This window comes from Micromonospora sp. DT201 (assembly GCF_049841575.1).
Taxonomy (GTDB): domain Bacteria; phylum Actinomycetota; class Actinomycetes; order Mycobacteriales; family Micromonosporaceae; genus Micromonospora.
In genome coordinates, this window is record NZ_JBNCKP010000007.1 from 163646 (window position 1) to 181444 (window position 17799).

The following is a 17799-nucleotide window of genomic DNA, read 5'->3' on the forward strand; positions in this document are numbered from 1 at the left end:
ATGAATTCCGTCATGGAAATCGCCGTGGTCGGGGCGTCCTGCCGATTGCCGCAGGCCCCCGATCCCGATTCTCTGTGGCATCTGCTGAGCGCCGGCCGGAGCGCCGTCGGCCGCACACCGGCCGACCGCTGGACCGAGACCACCCGGGGAGTCGGCTTCGGCGGCTTCCTGGATCGGGTCGACCACTTCGACCCGGCGTTCTTCGGCATCGCGGCACGCGAGGCCGCCGCGATGGATCCGCAGCAGAGGTTGGCCCTCGAGCTGGGCTGGGAGGCACTGGAGGACGCCGGCCTGGTGCCCACCCGGCTCGCCGGGCCCACCGGCGTCTTCCTCGGCGCGACCGGCAACGACTACGCCTTGCTGCTCGACCGCCGGGGCCGGGACGAGATCAACGCACACACCTTCACCGGCCAGCAACGCGCGATGATCGCCAACCGGATCTCGTACGCCCTGGGCCTGCGCGGGCCCAGCATGGTCGTCGACACCGGACAGTCGTCGTCGCTGGTCGCCGTGCACCTGGCCTGCGAAAGCCTGCGGCGAGGTGAGTCGGCCGTCGCCGTGGCGGGCGGCGTCAACCTGACCCTGACCGTCGAGAACGCCCTCATCGTGGCCCGCACCGGGGCGCTGTCGCCGGACGGCAGCTCCCGCGCCTTCGACGCCGACGCCAATGGCTTCGTCCGCGCCGAGGGCGGCGCGATGGTGGTCCTCAAGCCGCTCGCCGCGGCCCTGGCGGACGGCGACGTCGTCAGCGCCGTCATCCGGGGCAGCGCGATGAACAACGACGGCGGCGGTGCGGGCCTCACCGTGCCGGAGGCACGCGCCCAGGAGGAGGTCATCCGACTCGCCTGCGCCCGCGCCGACGTCGACCCGGCGGACCTGCGCTACGTCGAGCTGCACGGCACCGGCACCCGTCGCGGCGATCCGGTCGAGGCTGCCGCGCTGGGCGCGGTCGCGTCCGACCGGCCGGCCGGGTCGCCACTGCTGGTCGGCTCGGTCAAGACGAACATCGGCCACCTGGAGGCCGCCGCCGGGATCGCGAGCCTGCTCAAGGTGGTGCTCGCGATGCGACACGGCGAGCTGCCACCCAGCCTCAACTTCACGGCCGAGCGACCGGACGTGCCGCTGACCGAGCTGAGCCTGCGCGTGGTCACCGAACGCCTCGGCTGGCAGCGGCCGTTCCTGGCGGGCGTCAGCTCGTTCGGTATCGGCGGCACCAACTGCCACGTGGTGCTCGGGCCCGGTCCGGCGACGGATGGGCGGTCCGACCCCGCGCCGCCGATGAGCGCGGCACCGTGGTTGCTGTCCGCCCGTACCCCCGAAGCCCTGCGCGACCAGGCCCGCACCCTGCTGTCCCGGCTGGATCGGGCGCCGGAGGCGACGCTCGCCGACGTGGGCCACGGTCTCGCCGTGACCCGGACGGCCTTCGCGGAACGGGCCGCGATCGTCGGGTACGACCGCGCTGACCTGGCCGCCGGGCTCGCCGCGCTGGCCGACGGCCGGACGGCGCCCGGCATGCTGCGCGGCACACCGTCCGCCGGTGGCCTTGCGTTCCTCTTCACCGGGCAGGGCGCGCAACGCCCCGGCATGACCGCCGAGCTGTACGCCGAGTTCCCCGTGTACGCCGCCACCCTCGACGACATCGCCGCCCGCTTCGACGCGCTCACCGGCACCTCGCTGCGGGACGAGATCTTCGCCGCGGCTCCGGCCTCCCGGCTGGACCGCACCGAGGTCACCCAGCCAGCCCTGTTCGCCGTGGAAGTGGCCCTCTACCGCCTCGTCGAGTCGTGGGGGCTGCGCCCGGACCGGCTGCTCGGCCACTCGGTCGGCGAGATCGCTGCCGCCCATGTCGCCGGCGTGCTCACTCTCGACGACGCCTGCACGCTTGTCGAGGCGCGCGGCCGGCTGATGGGGGAGCTGCCCGCCGGCGGTGTCATGACCGCCGTCGAGGCGACCGAGGACGAGGTCGGCGCTCTCCTTGCCGCGGAAACTGGCCGGGTGACGGTTGCCGCTGTCAACGGTCCGTCGGCGGTCGTCGTCTCCGGTGACCAGGCGGCCGTGGCCCGCGTCGCGGCGCAGCTGCGGGACCGGGGGCGTCGGACCCGGGACCTACCGGTCAGCCACGCCTTCCACTCCCCGCTGCTGGAACCGATGCTGGACCGGTTCGCCGAGGTGGCGCGGCGTCTGTCGTACGCGCCGCCAACCGTGCCGGTCGTCTCCAACGTCACCGGCACGGTGGTGACCGCGTTCACCGCCGAGCACTGGGTCCAGCAGGCCCGCGACACCGTACGGTTCGCCGCCGGTGTCGCCACGCTGCACGACGCGGGGATCACGCGCCTGCTGGAGCTCGGCCCGGACGGGGTGCTCAGCGCGATGGCCCGTGAGTGCCTCGCCGGGCGTGCCGCCACTGTCGTTCCCCTGCTGCGGCGGGACCTGGGCGACACCGCCGCGGTGGCCACCGCGCTCGCCACACTGCACGGCGCCGGGCAGGACGTGGACTGGGCCGGGTACTTCCGGCCGTACGCGCCCCGCAGAATCCCGCTGCCCACCTACGCCTTCCAGCGGCAGCGGTACTGGCTCGGCGAGAAGCCGGTCCCCACCCGCGCGCCCACACCAGCGCCGCGCTACGACGGCGACGCGCTGAGCCTCATCCGCGCGGAGATCGCCGCCCTGGGCGTGGCGGATCCGGCCGTCCGTGAGTCCTTCCACGACCTCGGTCTCGGTTCGCTCTCGCTTGTCGAGCTCGCGGCCCGGCTGACCACGGCGACCGGAGTCACGCTCACCAGCGCCGACCTGTTCGACCACCCCACGCCGGAGCGGCTCGCCGAGCATCTGCGGGCCGCCGCACCGGCCGCGCACGCGCCGGCGGCCACGGCAGCCACCGGCGAGCCGATCGCGATCGTCGCGATGGCCTGCCGGTATCCGGGCGGGGTCACCACGCCCGACGAGCTGTGGCGGCTGGTCGCCGACGGTGTCGACGCGATCGGGGACTACCCCACCGACCGTGGTTGGCAGGGCGAGGGCCGGGGCGGTTTCGTCTACGACGCGGCCGGGTTCGACGCCGAACTGTTCGGGATCAGCCCGCGCGAAGCCGTCGCGATGGACCCACAGCAACGCCTGCTCCTGGAGCTGTCCTGGGAGGCGTTCGAGCGCGCCGGCATGCGCCCGGACGACGGCGCCGGCGTCTTCTTCGGCCTGAGCCCCCTCGGCTACGGCCCGGGGCTCGACGAGCCGGCCGAGGGTACCGAGGGGCACCGGCTGACCGGCACCACGCCCAGCGTGGCGTCCGGCCGGGTGGCGTACGCCCTCGGTCTGCACGGTCCCGCCCTCACCGTGGACACCGCATGTTCGTCGTCGCTGGTGGCGCTGCACCTGGCGGTGGAGTCGCTGCGGCGTGGCGAGTGCACGATGGCGCTGGCCGGCGGCGCGGCGGTGATGGCGACGCCCGGCATGTTCGTGGAGTTCAGCCGCCAGGGTGGGCTGTCCGCGGACGGGCGGTGCAAGCCGTTCGCGGCGGCGGCCGACGGTACCGGCTGGTCCGAGGGTGCGGGCGTGCTGCTGCTGGAGCGGCTGAGCGACGCGCGGCGGCTCGGGCATCCGGTGCTGGCGGTGGTACGCGGCACGGCGGTCAACTCCGACGGCTCGTCGAACGGGCTGAGCGCCCCCAGCGGCGCCGCGCAGCAGCGGGTGATCCGGGCGGCGTTGGACGCGGCCGGGTTGTCGCCGTCGGACGTGGACGCGGTGGAGGCCCACGGCACCGGCACCACCCTCGGTGACCCGATCGAGGCGCAGGCACTGATCGCCGCGTACGGGCAGGAGCGGGACCGGCCGTTGTGGCTGGGGTCGCTGAAGTCGAACATCGGGCACACCCAGGCGGCGGCAGGCGTCGCCGGGCTGATCAAGATGGTGCTCGCCATGCGGCACGGCGTGCTGCCGCGCACGCTGCACGTGGACGCGCCCACCCCGCACGTCGACTGGTCGGGTGGCGCGGTGTCGCTGCTGACGGAGCAGGTGTCGTGGGAAGGGCCGCGTCGGGCCGGGGTGTCGTCGTTCGGCATCAGCGGCACCAACGCCCACGTCATCGTCGAGGCCGCCGCCGGCGAGCCGACCGACACCGCACCCGGCCCTGACCTTGACGCGCCCTGGATCGTCTCCGGCGCGAGCCCGGAGGCGGTGACCGCGCAGATCGACAACCTGACCGCACTGCCCGTCGGCGCGCGGCGGGTGGACGTCGCGTACTCGCTGGCGGTCGGTCGCACTGCACTGGACTACCGCGCGGTCGTCGGTCAGGACGTGATCCAGCGTGCCGGCGACGGCAGTGTCGTCTTCGTGTTCCCGGGTCAGGGGTCGCAGTGGACCGGGATGGGTCTGGAGTTGTGGGATTCGTCGCCGGTGTTCGCGGCGTCGATGTCGGCGTGTGCGGAGGCGTTGCGTCCGCATACCGGTTGGTCGTTGCGGGAGGTGTTGGCCGGGCCGTTGGATCGGGTCGATGTGGTGCAGCCGGCGTTGTTCGCGGTGATGGTGTCGTTGGCGGCGGTGTGGCGGTCGTACGGTGTGCAGCCGTCGGCGGTGGTGGGTCATTCGCAGGGTGAGATCGCCGCCGCGTATGTGGCGGGTGCCCTGTCGTTGGACGACGCCGCGCGGGTCGTCGCTCTGCGCAGTCGGGCGTTACGGGCCATCGCGGGGCGGGGTGGGATGGTGTCGGTGCCGTTCGCCGACGTGGATCCGGGCGAGTTGTCGGTGGCGGCGGTGAACGGCCCGGACTCGACGATCCTGTCCGGTGATGTCGCTGCGGTGGAGCGGTTCCTGGCGGCCGAGCCGCGTGCGCGGCGGATCGCTGTGGACTACGCGTCGCACTCGCCGCACGTGGAGGCGGTCCGCGACGAGATCCTGACGGCGCTGGCGGACATCCAGCCGGGCGAGGCACGGGTGCCGTTCCACTCGACTGTCACTGGCGAGCGGTTCGACACTGCCGGTCTGGACGCCGGTTACTGGTACCGGAACCTGCGGCAGACGGTGCGTTTCGCGGACGCGGTCGCGGCGTTGCCGGGGGTACTGATCGAGGTCAGCCCGCATCCCGTCCTGGGCATCGCCCTCGGCACCCTGCGCCGAGACCAGGGCGACGTGCACGCCGCGCTCGCCCGCGCGTGGACCCACGGCGCGTCCGTCGACTGGGCCACTGTGTACGCGCCGCACCACCCGCACCAGGTCGAGCTGCCCACCTACGCGTTCCAGCGGCGGCGCTACTGGCTGACCCCGCGTCGCGGCGGCGACCCGACCAGCGCGGGCCACCCGCTGCTCGACGCGGCCATCGACCTGCCCGGCGGCGGACGCCTCTGCACCGCCCGGCTGTCCACCGACGACCATCCCTGGTTGGCGGACCACGCCGTCCTGGACACCGTCCTGCTGCCCGGCACCGCCCTTGTCGAACTCGCCCTGCACGCCGCCGGCGGCGACCCCGTCGCCGAGCTGGTCCTCGAAGCGCCGCTGCGCCTGCCGCCCGGTGTGCCGGTGCAGGTGCAGGTCGCCCTGGCCGCCTCGGACACCGATGGCCGGCGCGCGCTGGAGGTGCACTCCCGCACAGGCGCCGGCGAGCCGTGGAACCGGCACGCCCAGGGTGTCGTGGCGTCCGAGCCCGCCGCCGCGCCACCGGCACCGATGGACGCGTGGCCGCCCCCGGGCGCTGTACCACTCGACCTGGACGGCCGGTACGAGGCCCTTGCCGACGACGGGTTCGGCTACGGGCCGGCGTTCCGGACGCTGCGGGCGGTGTGGCGCCACGGCGACGAGCTGTACGCCGAGGTCGAGTCGGCCGCCGACGCCCCCGCCGCGACGCCCGCGCTGCTCGACGGCGCCCTGCACGCGCTCGGCCTCGGCCCGTTTCCGCTGGCCGGCGACACCTGGCTGCCATTCGCCTGGACCGGCGTGACCCGGCACGCGGCAACACCCACCGGTGGGCTGCGGGTGCGCATCACTCCGGCCGGGCCGGAGGCGGTGGCCCTGGCGGCCTACGACGACGCAGGCGATCCGGTGTTGACCGTCGCGTCGATGCGGGCCCGCCCGGTCACCGCCGCCCAGCTCGGCGCGGCCACGAAGGCCCTGCACCGGGTCGAGTGGACCGAGGTGCCGATGCGCGCCGACGGCGTACCCGGCATGGAGGTCGTCGCGGTCGACCCGCCGGCCGGCGGGGACCTCGCCGCGGCCGCCCACGCCGCCGCCGCGACGGCGCTGCGCCTGGCGCAGGAGCACCTCGCCACCGACAGCGGGCCGCTGGTGGTCGTCACGCGCGGTGCGGTGGCCGTCACCGGCACGGACGCGGTGCCCGGGCTGGCCGCCGCCCCGGTGTGGGGCCTCCTCCGGTCCGCGCAGAGCGAGAACCCGGACCGGTTCGTGCTGCTCGACCTGGAACCCGGCGCGGACCTGCCGGCCGCGCTGCCGCCGGGGGAGACGCAGATCGCCATCCGGGGCGGGAAGGCGTACGTCCCCCGGCTCGTTCCGGCGGCACCACCCGTGGACGCGACACCACCCGCCCTCGACCCGGACGGCACAGTCCTGATCACCGGGGCGACGGGCACCCTCGGCCGGCTGGTCGCCCGCCACCTGGTCACCACCCGTGGGGTACGCCACCTGTTGCTGCTCAGCCGGCGCGGGCACGCCACGGACCTGGCCGGCGAACTCGGCGACCTCGGCGCCGACGCCCGTTTCGTCGCCTGCGACGTGGGCGACCGAGCAGCCCTGGCGGCAGCCCTGGCCACCATCCCGGCCGACCATCCCCTGACCGCTGTCGTGCACCTGGCCGGCGTCCTCGACGACGGTGTGCTCGGGTCGCTCACCCCCGAGCGGGTCGCGACGGTGCTGCGCCCCAAGCTCGACGCCGCGGTCCACCTGCACGAGCTGACCGCCGACGCGGACCTGCGGGCCTTCTGGCTCTTCTCCTCGGTGCTCGGCATCACCGGCGGCCCGGGCCAGGCGGCGTACGCGGCCGCCAACACCTTCCTCGACGCCCTGGCCCAGCACCGGCGGGCCGCCGGCCGACCCGCGCTGTCCCTCGCGTGGGGCCTGTGGGCCGAACGCAGCGGGATGACCGGGGAGTTGAGCGAGGTCGACAGGCGCCGGCTGGCCCGCAACGGCCTGGTGCCACTCACCACCGAACAGGGCCTCGACCTTCTCGACCGGGCCTGCGCGCTGGACGTCGCGGTGGCCGTGCCGGCCCGTCTGGAACGCGCCGCGGCTCCCCGAGCGACCCGGCGGCTGAGCCACCTGCCGGCCACCGAACGCCGCGACGCCCTGCGGGAGGTCGTCCGGCGGGCCGTCGCCACGGTCCTCGGGCACCCCGCCGACCACCCGGTCGACGAGGAGCGCCCGTTCAAGGCGCTCGGCTTCGAGTCGCTCACCGCCCTGGAACTCCGCAACCAGCTCGCCGCCGCCATCGGGCTGCGGCTGCCGGCCACGCTGGTGTTCGACCATCCCACGATCGCCACGCTCACCGGCCACCTGGACGACCTACTCGCCGGGAAGGCGGCGGCCGTCGTCGCCGCCCCCACGGCCGCCCGACCCGCCGACGAGCCGATCGCCATCGTCGCGATGGGCTGCCGCTACCCCGGTGGCGTGCGGTCACCCGAGGACCTCTGGCGGCTCGTGGCCGCGGAGACCGACGCCATCTCCGTGTTCCCCGCCGATCGCGGCTGGGATGAACGGCTCTACGACCCTGACCCTCAGCGCACCGGGCACTCGTACACCCGGCACGGCGGTTTCCTGTACGACGTCGCCGACTTCGACGCCGAGTTCTTCGGCATCAGCCCGCGCGAGGCGACCGCGATGGACCCGCAGCAGCGGCTGCTGCTGGAGATCTCGTGGGAGGCCTTCGAACGCGCCGGCCTCGACCCCCGCTCGATGCGCGGGCAGCAGGTCGGCGTGTTCGCCGGGGCGATGTACCACGACTACGCCGGCCGGTTCGCCACCGCTCCGGAGGGTTACGAGGGGCACCTGTTGACCGGCAACACCGGCAGCGTGATGTCGGGCCGGGTCGCGTACACGTTCGGCCTCCAGGGCCCGGCGGTCACCGTGGACACCGCGTGCTCGTCGTCGTTGGTGGCGCTGCACCTGGCGGTGGAGTCGCTGCGGCGCGGCGAGTGCACGATGGCGCTGGCCGGCGGCGTCGCGGTGATGGCGACCCCGACGACGTTCGTCGAGTTCAGCCGCCAGGGCGGCCTGTCGGCGGACGGGCGGTGCAAGCCGTTCGCGGCGGCGGCCGACGGGACCGGGTGGTCCGAGGGCGCGGGCGTGCTGCTGCTGGAGCGGCTGAGCGACGCGCGGCGGCTCGGGCATCCGGTGCTGGCGGTGGTACGCGGCACGGCGGTGAATCAGGACGGCGCGTCGAACGGGCTGAGCGCCCCCAGCGGGCCCGCGCAGCAACGGGTGATCCGGGCGGCGCTGGACGCGGCCGGGTTGTCGCCGTCGGACGTGGACGCGGTGGAGGCCCACGGCACCGGCACCACCCTCGGTGACCCGATCGAGGCGCAGGCACTGATCGCCGCCTACGGCACGCGACGGACGCATCCGCTCCGACTCGGATCGGTGAAGTCGAACATCGGGCACACCCAGGCCGCCTCGGGCGTCGCCGGGGTGATCAAGATGGTGCTCGCCATGCGGCACGGCGTGCTGCCGCGCACGCTGCACGTGGACGCACCGAGCCCGCACGTGGACTGGTCCGCCGGCACCGTGTCGCTGCTGGAGCAGGCCGAGCCGTGGCAGGCGGAGGGGCGTCCGCGCCGGGCCGGTGTGTCGTCGTTCGGGGTGAGCGGCACCAACGCGCACGTCGTCGTCGAGGGCGTCGAGTCCGACCCCGTCCCGCCCGCCGAGCCGGGGCCGGACCTTCCGTGGATCCTCTCCGGACACTCACCCGAGGCACTGCACGACCAGGCCGTACGGCTGGGAGCTGGCACCGGCGGACGTCGGGTCGACGTCGGCGCGGCGCTGGCCGCGCGGACCGCGTTCGAGCACCGCGCGGTCGTCGCCGACGACGACGCGCTGGCCGCCCTGATCGCGGGCCGGGAACACCCGGGCCTGGTCCGAGGTGCCGCGACGACGGTGGCGCGACAGGTCTTCGTGTTCCCGGGTCAGGGGTCGCAGTGGACCGGGATGGGTCTGGAGTTGTGGGATTCGTCCCCGGTGTTCGCGGCGTCGATGCGGGCGTGTGAGGAGGCGCTACTCCCGCACACCGGTTGGTCCCTGCGGGAGGTGCTGTCCGGTCCGCTGGATCGGGTGGACGTGGTGCAGCCGGCCCTGTTCGCGGTGATGGTGTCGCTGGCCGCTCTGTGGCGCTCCTATGGAGTGACGCCATCGGCGGTCGTGGGCCATTCGCAGGGTGAGATCGCGGCCGCGTACGTGGCGGGCGCTCTGTCGTTGGAGGACGCGGCGCGGGTGGTGGCGTTGCGCAGTAGGGCGTTGCGGGCCATCGCCGGGCGGGGCGGGATGGTGTCGGTGCCGTTCGCCGACGTGGATCCGGGGGATCTGTCGGTGGCGGCGGTGAACGGCCCGGACTCGACGGTGTTGTCCGGTGACGTGGACGCGGTGGACCGGTTCCTGGCCGCCGAGCCGCGGGCGCGGCGGATCGCTGTGGACTACGCGTCGCACTCACCGCACGTCGAGGCGGTGCGCGAGGAGATCCTGGCGGCGTTGGCCGGCATCCAACCGCGCTCGGCGGAGGTGCCGTTCCACTCCACGGTCACCGGCGAATTGCTGGACACGGTCGGCTTGGACGCCGGTTACTGGTACCGGAACCTGCGGGAGACGGTCCGCTTCGCGGACGCGGTCGCCACGCTGCCGGGGGTGCTTATCGAAATCAGCCCCCACCCCGTACTGGGTCTCGGTCTCGGCACCCTACGCCGCGACCAGGGCGATCTGGACCCCGCGCTCGCCCGCGCCTGGGCCGTTGGCGTGCCTGTCGACTGGACCCGGCGCTTCGCACCGCACCAGCCGGTGCGTGTCGACCTGCCCACCTACGCATTCCAGCGTCGTCGCTACTGGCTGGAGGCGCCCGCCGCCCCGGCCACCGGCGGGCCCGGGCAGTACCGGATCGCCTGGCACCCGACCACCCTGCCGAACGCCGCGCTGCACGGCGCCTGGCTGCTCGTCACCCCGGCCGACGCACCGCACCCCGACCTCGCGTCGGCGCTGACCCGGCACGGTGCCACGATCCGGCACCTCGCCGTGGCCGCCGACGACGACCTCACCGGGCCGCTGCGCGCGGCCGCCGCCGCCGGGCCGATCGCCGGGGTGCTGTCACTACTGGGGTACGACGAGAGCCCGCACCCGGCGTACCCGGGAGTTCCGAATGGCCTGGCCGCCACGTTGGCGCTCACGCAGGCCCTCGGTGACACCGGGATCGGTGCCCCGCTCTGGCTGGCCACCCGGTCCGCGGTGTCGACCGGCCCCGGCGACCCCCTGAACGCGCCGGCGCAGTCGCTGATCTGGGGCCTGGGCCGGGTCATCGGCCTGGAGCACGGCGACCGCTGGGGTGGCCTGGTCGACCTGCCGAACGAGATCGACGCCCCGGCCGGCGCTCGGCTCGCCGCGGTGCTGACCGGCCGCGACGGCGAGGACCAGGTCGCGATCCGACCGCACGGCGTCCTCCTGCGCCGCCTGGCACCAGCGCCTGCGGACCCGACCCCACGAACGCCCTGGCAGCCGTCCGGGACCGTGCTGATCACCGGCGGCACCGGCGCTCTCGGCGCCCACGTCGCCCGCTGGGCCGCCCGGCACGGTGCCGAGCACCTGGTGCTGGTCAGCCGCCGTGGACCCGACGCGCCCGGCGCGGACCGGCTCCGGGCAGACCTCACCGGGCTCGGCGCCCGCGTCACAGTGGCGTCCTGCGACATCACCGACCGCGACCGGCTCGCCGCGATCGTCGCCGGTCACCCGCCCACCGCCGTCGTGCACACCGCTGCGGTGCTGGACGACGCCGTTGTGCAGCAACTGCGTCCGGAGCAGCTCGCCACCGCGCTGGCCGCGAAGGCCACGGCCGCCGCCCACCTGGATGAGCTCACCCGCCACCTCGACCTCCAGGCGTTCGTGCTGTTCTCGTCGATCGCCGGCACGCTCGGCGTACCCGGGCAGGCCGGTTACGCCCCCGGCAACGCTTTCCTCGACGCCCTCGCCGAACGCCGCCACGCCGCCGGTCTGCCCGCCACGTCGATCGCCTGGGGCGCGTGGGCCGGCGGCGGCATGGCCGCCGAGGCGGGCGTCGAGGAGTTGCTGCGCCGGCACGGTCTGCCGCAGATGCCGCCGGAGACGGCACTCGACGGCATGCGCCGGGCGGTCGAGGCCGGCGTCCCGTCCGTGGCCGTGGTCGACATCGAGTGGGACCGGCTCTACCTGGCGTTCACCGCCTCCCGGGTTCGGCCGCTGCTGCACGCCGTGCCCGAGGTACGCGCCATCCGCGCTGCCGAGGCACGACGGGCGCAACCGGCGCCCCTCGCCGCCGTCAGCACGCAGGACCGGCGGCGCGCACTGCTCGACCTGGTCCGCGAGCACGTCGCGGCCACCCTCGGGCACACCGGACCGGACGAGGTACGCGCCGACCGCTCGTTCAAGGACCTCGGCTTCGACTCACTCACCGGCGTGGAGATCCGCAACCGACTGGGCGTCGCCACCGGACTGCGGCTGCCCGCCACTGTCGTCTTCGACGAGCCGACGCCCCGGGCGCTGGCGAACCGGCTGCACGTGGAGCTGTTCGGCGGCGCGGCGGAAGCCCCCGCCCCGGCCCCGAACGGCGGCCACGACGGAGACCCCGTCGTGCTGGTGGCCGCGAGCTGCCGCTTCCCCGGCGACATCGACAACCCCGAAGACCTCTGGCGTACGGTCGCCGCCGGCATCGACACCGTCGGCGCGTTCCCCGCCGACCGGGGTTGGCGCGAGGACCTGTACGACCCGGACCCGGCGCACCGCGGCACCTCGTACGCCGGCGAAGGCGCGTTCCTGCGCGACCCGGCCGGGTTCGACGCCGCGTTCTTCTCGATCAGCCCGCGCGAGGCGCTCGCCATGGACCCGCAGCAACGCCTGCTCATGGAACTCGCCTGGGAGGCCGCCGAGCGGGCCGGCATCGACCCGTCGTCGCTGCGTGGCAGCCGGACCGGCGTGTTCGCGGGCACCAACGGGCAGGACTACCCGGCCCTGCTCGCGAGCACGGACGCGGCCGAGGGCGGCGAGGGCTACCTGGTCACCGGCAGCGCGGCGAGCGTCTTCTCCGGCCGCATCGCGTACGCCCTCGGCCTCGAAGGACCCGCGCTCACTGTCGACACCGCCTGCTCGTCCGCGCTCGTCGCCCTGCACCTGGCCGCGCAGGCGTTGCGCCGCGGCGAATGCGACCTGGCGCTCGCCGGCGCGGTCACGGTCATGTCGACCCCGGCGCTGTTCGTCGAGTTCAGCCGTCAACGCGGACTCGCCCCGAACGGCAGGTGCAAGCCCTTCGCGGCGGGCGCGGACGGGACGGGCTGGGGCGAGGGCGCCGGCCTGGTGGTCCTCGAACGGCTATCCGACGCGCGCCGGCACGGGCACCCGGTGCTCGCCGTGCTGCGCGGCAGCGCGGTCAACTCCGACGGCGCCAGCAACGGCCTGACCGCACCGAACGGCCCGGCCCAGCAGCGCGTCATCCGGCAGGCGCTTGCCGACGCCGGCCTGACCGCCGGCCAGATCGACGCCGTGGAGGCGCACGGCACCGGCACCACCCTCGGCGACCCGATCGAGGCGCAGGCGCTGCTGGCGACGTACGGACAGGACCGGGAACGCCCGCTCTGGCTGGGATCGGTCAAGTCGAACCTCGGCCACACGCAGGCGGCAGCCGGTGTGGCAGGGCTGATCAAGATGGTCGAGGCGCTGCGCCACGGTGTCCTACCGCCGACGCTGCACGTGGACGCGCCGACCCCGCACGTGGACTGGTCCACCGGTGCGGTGCGGCTGCTCACCGAACCGACGCGGTGGCAGCCGCACGACGGTGAGCCGCGCCGGTTCGGCATCTCGGCGTTCGGCATCAGCGGCACCAACGCGCACGCCATCCTGGAGGCGGCACCGGCCGAGACGGCGCCTTCCGGCGAGAGGGTGCCTTCGGCCGAGACGGTGCCTTCCGGCGAGAGGGTGCCTTCGGCCGAGACGGTGCCTGCCGCCGAGACTGTGCCGCCGGCCGATCCGGCGGTTCGGCCCGGTGCGGTGCCGGAGGCGCTGCCGTTCCCGCTGGCTGGGCAGAGCGCGCAGGCGCTGCGGGAGCAGGCCGACCGGTTGCGCGTCGCGTTGCGTGCCGGTACGGACGCCGCCGACGTGGACCTCGCGTACTCGCTCGCCACCACGAGGGCGGCCCTCGACCACCGCGCGGTGGTGGTGGCCGCCGACCGCGACGAGCTGCTGCGCGGGCTGGACGCCCTGGCCGACGACCGACCCTCGGCGCGGCTGGTCCGGGGCGTACCCACCGGCGCCGACGACGGGCTCGCCTACCTGTTCACCGGTCAGGGCAGCCAGCACACCGGGATGGGACTCGACCTCTATGCGGCGTTCGACGCGTACACCGAGGCGTTCGACGCGGTGTGCGACCGGCTGGACCGGCACCTGGACCGGCCGATCCGCGACGTGCTGCGCGACGACCCGGAAGCCCTCGACCGCACCGGGTACGCCCAGCCCGCGCTGTTCGCCCTCGAGGTCGCCCAGTTCCGGCTCCTGGAGAGCTGGGGCGTCCGGCCGGCCCGGATCGCCGGGCACTCCGTCGGCGAGCTGGCCGCCGCTCACGTCGCCGGCGTGCTCGACCTGGACGACGCCACGACCCTGGTCGCCGCGCGTGGCCGGCTCATGGAGGCGGTGCCGCGCCCGGGGGCGATGGCCGCCGTCGAGGCCACCGCTCAGGAGGTGCAGCCGCTGCTGGACGGTCACGAAGCCGCTGTCGGACTCGCCGCCGTCAACGCGCCCCGCGCCTGCGTGGTCTCCGGCGATCCAGACCAGGTGCGGCGGATCACCACCCACTTCCGCGGGCTCGGCCGCAAGGTCCGTGCGCTGCGGGTCAGCCACGCGTTCCACTCGCCGCACCTGGACGCCGTGCTCGACGACTACCGCCGGGTCGCCGAGAGCCTGCGGTACGCGACGCCACGAATCCCGCTGGTCTCCACGGTCACCGGTGAGCCACTGACCGCCGCCCAGGCCGCCGACCCGGGTTACTGGGTCCGGCAACTGCGCGAGCCGGTGCGGTTCCTCGACGCGATGCGCCGACTGCGGGCCGACGGCGCGACGACCTACCTGGAGATCGGACCGGACGGGGTGCTCTCCGGCCTCGCCGAGCAGTGCGTCGGCGTGGCAGGCGTGCCGGTGCTGCGCGGTCAACGGCCCGAGGTGGCCGCGCTGATGAGCGCCGTCGGCCACCTGCACGTGCACGGCGTGAGCGTGGACTGGCCCGCCCTGTTCGCGGGCACCGGCGCACGCCGGACACCGCTGCCCACGTACGCCTTCCAACGCCGCCGCTTCTGGCCCGGCGCGGGCGACGGGACCGCCGAGGCCGTGGTCCGTTCGCGCTACCGGATCGGCTGGCGTGCGCTGCCCGAGGTGGCGCCCACCCGGCCGGCCGGCATCTGGCTCGTCCTCCAGGACGGCCCGAACCCGCTGGCGGACGCCCTGGTCGCCGGAGGCACCGGCGTGCTGGCCGCGACCGAACTGCCCGGCCCGGCGCGCCTGGCGGCCGCCGGGCCGATCGCCGGAGTGCTGAGCCTGCTCTCGCCGGACGGCACGCTGACCGCGATGCGGGCACTCGCCGCGACCGGCCTCGTCGCCCCGCTCTGGCTCGTGACAAGCCGAGCGGTCCGCGCGACCGACGGTGACGCGCCACCGAACCCGCGCGCCGCCGCGGTGTGGGGCCTCGGCCGGGTGTTCGCCCTGGAACACCCGGATCTCTGGGGCGGCCTCGTCGACCTGCCGGAAAACCCGGACCACGTCGTCCTCGACCGGCTGCTCTGCCTTCTCGGTGGTGGCGCTGGCGACGAGGACCAGATCGCCGTACGCGGCAGCGGTGTCTTCGCCCGGCGTCTGGAGCGCGTCGCCCCGGCTGCCGGCGGGGGGCGCGGTTGGCAGCCGCGCGGCACCGTGCTGGTCACCGGCGGCACCGGGGCGCTGGGCGGGCATGTCGCCCGCTGGCTGGCCCGCGCCGGGGCGGCGCACCTGCTGCTCGCCGCACGCCGGGGCGAGGATGCACCCGGCGCCGCCGAGCTGCGCGCGGACCTCACCGCCCTCGGTGCCCGGGTCACCATCGCCGCCTGCGACATCGCCGACCGGGGCGCCGTCGAGCGGCTGCTCGCCGACGTGCCCGCCGACCAGCCACTGAGCGCCGTCGTGCACACCGCCGGCATCGTGCGGGAGGCCCCGCTGCGGGACACCGACGTCGCCGACCTGCACGAGGTGGCCGCCGCGAAGGTGGCCGGCGCGGAGCACCTCGACGAGTTGCTCGCCGACACCCCGCTCGACGCGTTCGTGCTGTTCTCGTCCGTCTCCGGTGTGTGGGGCAGTGGCGGGCAGGCTGCGTACGCCGCCGCCAACGCCGCCCTGGACGCCGTCGCCGAGCGACGTCGGGCCCGCGGCCTGGCCGCCACGTCCATCGCCTGGGGACCCTGGTCGGGAGGCGGGATGGCGGACGAGGCGTCGACCGAGCGCCTGCGCCGCCGGGGAGTGGCGGCGCTGAAGCCGGCCGCCGCGCTCGCCGTGCTCCGGCGCGTCGTCGCCGACGACGAGACCACGTGCGCGGTGGCCGACGTCGACTGGGACACCTTCGGGGCCACCTTCGCCGCGACCCGTTCCCGCCCGTTGCTGGCCGGCCTGGTCGAGCCGGTCGCGCGGACCGAGGCACACCCGATCCCGGCCGTGCACCGCGACCGGTTCCTGCTCGACCTCGTCCGGGAACACGCTGCGGCCGTCCTCGGTCATGACACGGCGGACGCCGTCGAGGCCGACCGGGCCTTCAGCGACCTGGGATTCGACTCGCTGACGGCGGTGGAGCTGCGCCGGCTGATCCAGGAACGGACCGGCCTGCCGCTGCCCGTCACCGTCGTGTTCGACCACCCCACCCCGGCCGCGCTGGCGGGCGCCCTCGCCGCCCGGCTGAACGAGGAGGTGTCGGACGCTGCCGTGCCGCTGGCGCTCGCCGACCCGGCCGAGCCGATCGCGATCGTCGCGATGGCGTGCCGGTACCCGGGCGGAGTGACCTCGCCGGAGGACCTGTGGCGGCTGATCCGCGAGGGCGGGGAGGTGCTCGGCCCGTTCCCGGAAGACCGCGGATGGGATCCGGACCGCGCCGCGCGCAGCGATGTACGGCAGGGCGGGTTCCTGGAGGGTGCCGCCGATTTCGACGCGGGGTTCTTCGGGATCAGTCCGCGGGAGGCGACGGCGATGGATCCGCAGCAGCGGTTGTTGCTGGAGACGTCGTGGGAGGCGATCGAGCGGGCCGGCATCGATCCACGATCACTGCGCGGCACCCGTACCGGGGTGTTTGTCGGCGCCTCACCCCAGGGCTACGGCAGTGGAGCCGTCGCCGTGCCGTCCGAGGTGGAGGGATACCAGCTGACCGGTAGCGCCACGAGCGTCTTCTCCGGACGGGTGTCGTACGTGCTCGGACTACAAGGTCCGGCGCTGACCGTGGACACGGCGTGTTCGTCGTCGCTGGTGGCGCTGCACCTGGCCACCCAGGCGCTCCGACGCGGGGAGTGCGACCTGGCGCTGGCCGGTGGAGTCGCGGTGATGGCGAGCCCGGACGTGTTCGTGGAGTTCAGTCGGCAGCGGGGCCTGGCGGCGGATGGGCGGTGCAAGTCGTTCGCCGAGGCGGCCGACGGCACCGGCTGGTCCGAGGGTGTGGGTTGGTTGGTGGTGGAGCGGCTGTCGGATGCGCGGCGGCACGGTCATCAGGTGCTCGCGGTGGTGCGGGGTTCGGCGGTGAATCAGGACGGTGCGTCGAATGGGTTGACGGCGCCGAGTGGTCCGGCGCAGGAGCGGGTGATCGCGGATGCGTTGACGGATGCGGGTTTGCGGCCTGCGGATGTGGATGTGGTGGAGGCGCACGGTACGGGGACCCGGTTGGGGGATCCGATCGAGGCGCAGGCGGTGATCGCCGCGTACGGGCGGGAGCGGCGCCGGCCGTTGTGGTTGGGATCGCTCAAGTCGAACCTCGGGCACACGCAGGCGGCGGCCGGGGTCGGCGGTGTGATCAAGATGGTGCTGGCGATGACCAACGGTGTCCTGCCGCGGACGTTGCATGTGGATCGGCCGTCGTCGGCGGTGGACTGGTCATCGGATGCGGTGCGGTTGTTGACCGACGAGGTGCCCTGGGGTGGTGGCGCGCGGCGGGCGGGTGTGTCGGCGTTCGGGATGAGCGGGACCAACGCCCATGTGATCGTCGAAGCCCCACCGGTGCAGGCCGTGCCGACCGCCGTGGGTTCGGGTGCGGGCGCGCCGTGGGTGGTGTCGGCGGCGTCGCGGGAGGCGTTGGGCGAGCAGGTCTCTGCGGTGTCGGGTGTGTCGGCTCTGCGGGGCGTGGATGTGGGTTTCACGTTGGCGGTGGGTCGGGCGGCCCTGCCGTGGCGGTGGGTGGTGGGGGAGGACCTGCCGGTTCGTGCCGGTGACGGCCGGGTGGTGTTTGTCTTCCCCGGTCAGGGTTCGCAGTGGACCGGGATGGGTCTGGAGTTGTGGGATTCGTCGCCGGTGTTCGCCGCGCAGATGCGGGCGTGCGAGGAGGCGTTGCTCCCGCACACGGGGTGGTCGTTGCGGGAGGTGTTGTCCGGTCCGCTG

General features: G+C 74.7%; 1 protein-coding gene (running past one end of the window). It reads left to right on the plus strand.

The features are described 5' to 3' along the window. Window positions 1-17799: the 5' portion of an SDR family NAD(P)-dependent oxidoreductase gene (locus ACLQ28_RS15210; protein WP_425686915.1), read on the plus strand. It continues 3309 nt past the right edge of the window; 17799 of the gene's 21108 nt are visible here — the first part of the coding sequence; it begins with the start codon at window positions 1-3; its stop codon lies off the right edge, out of view.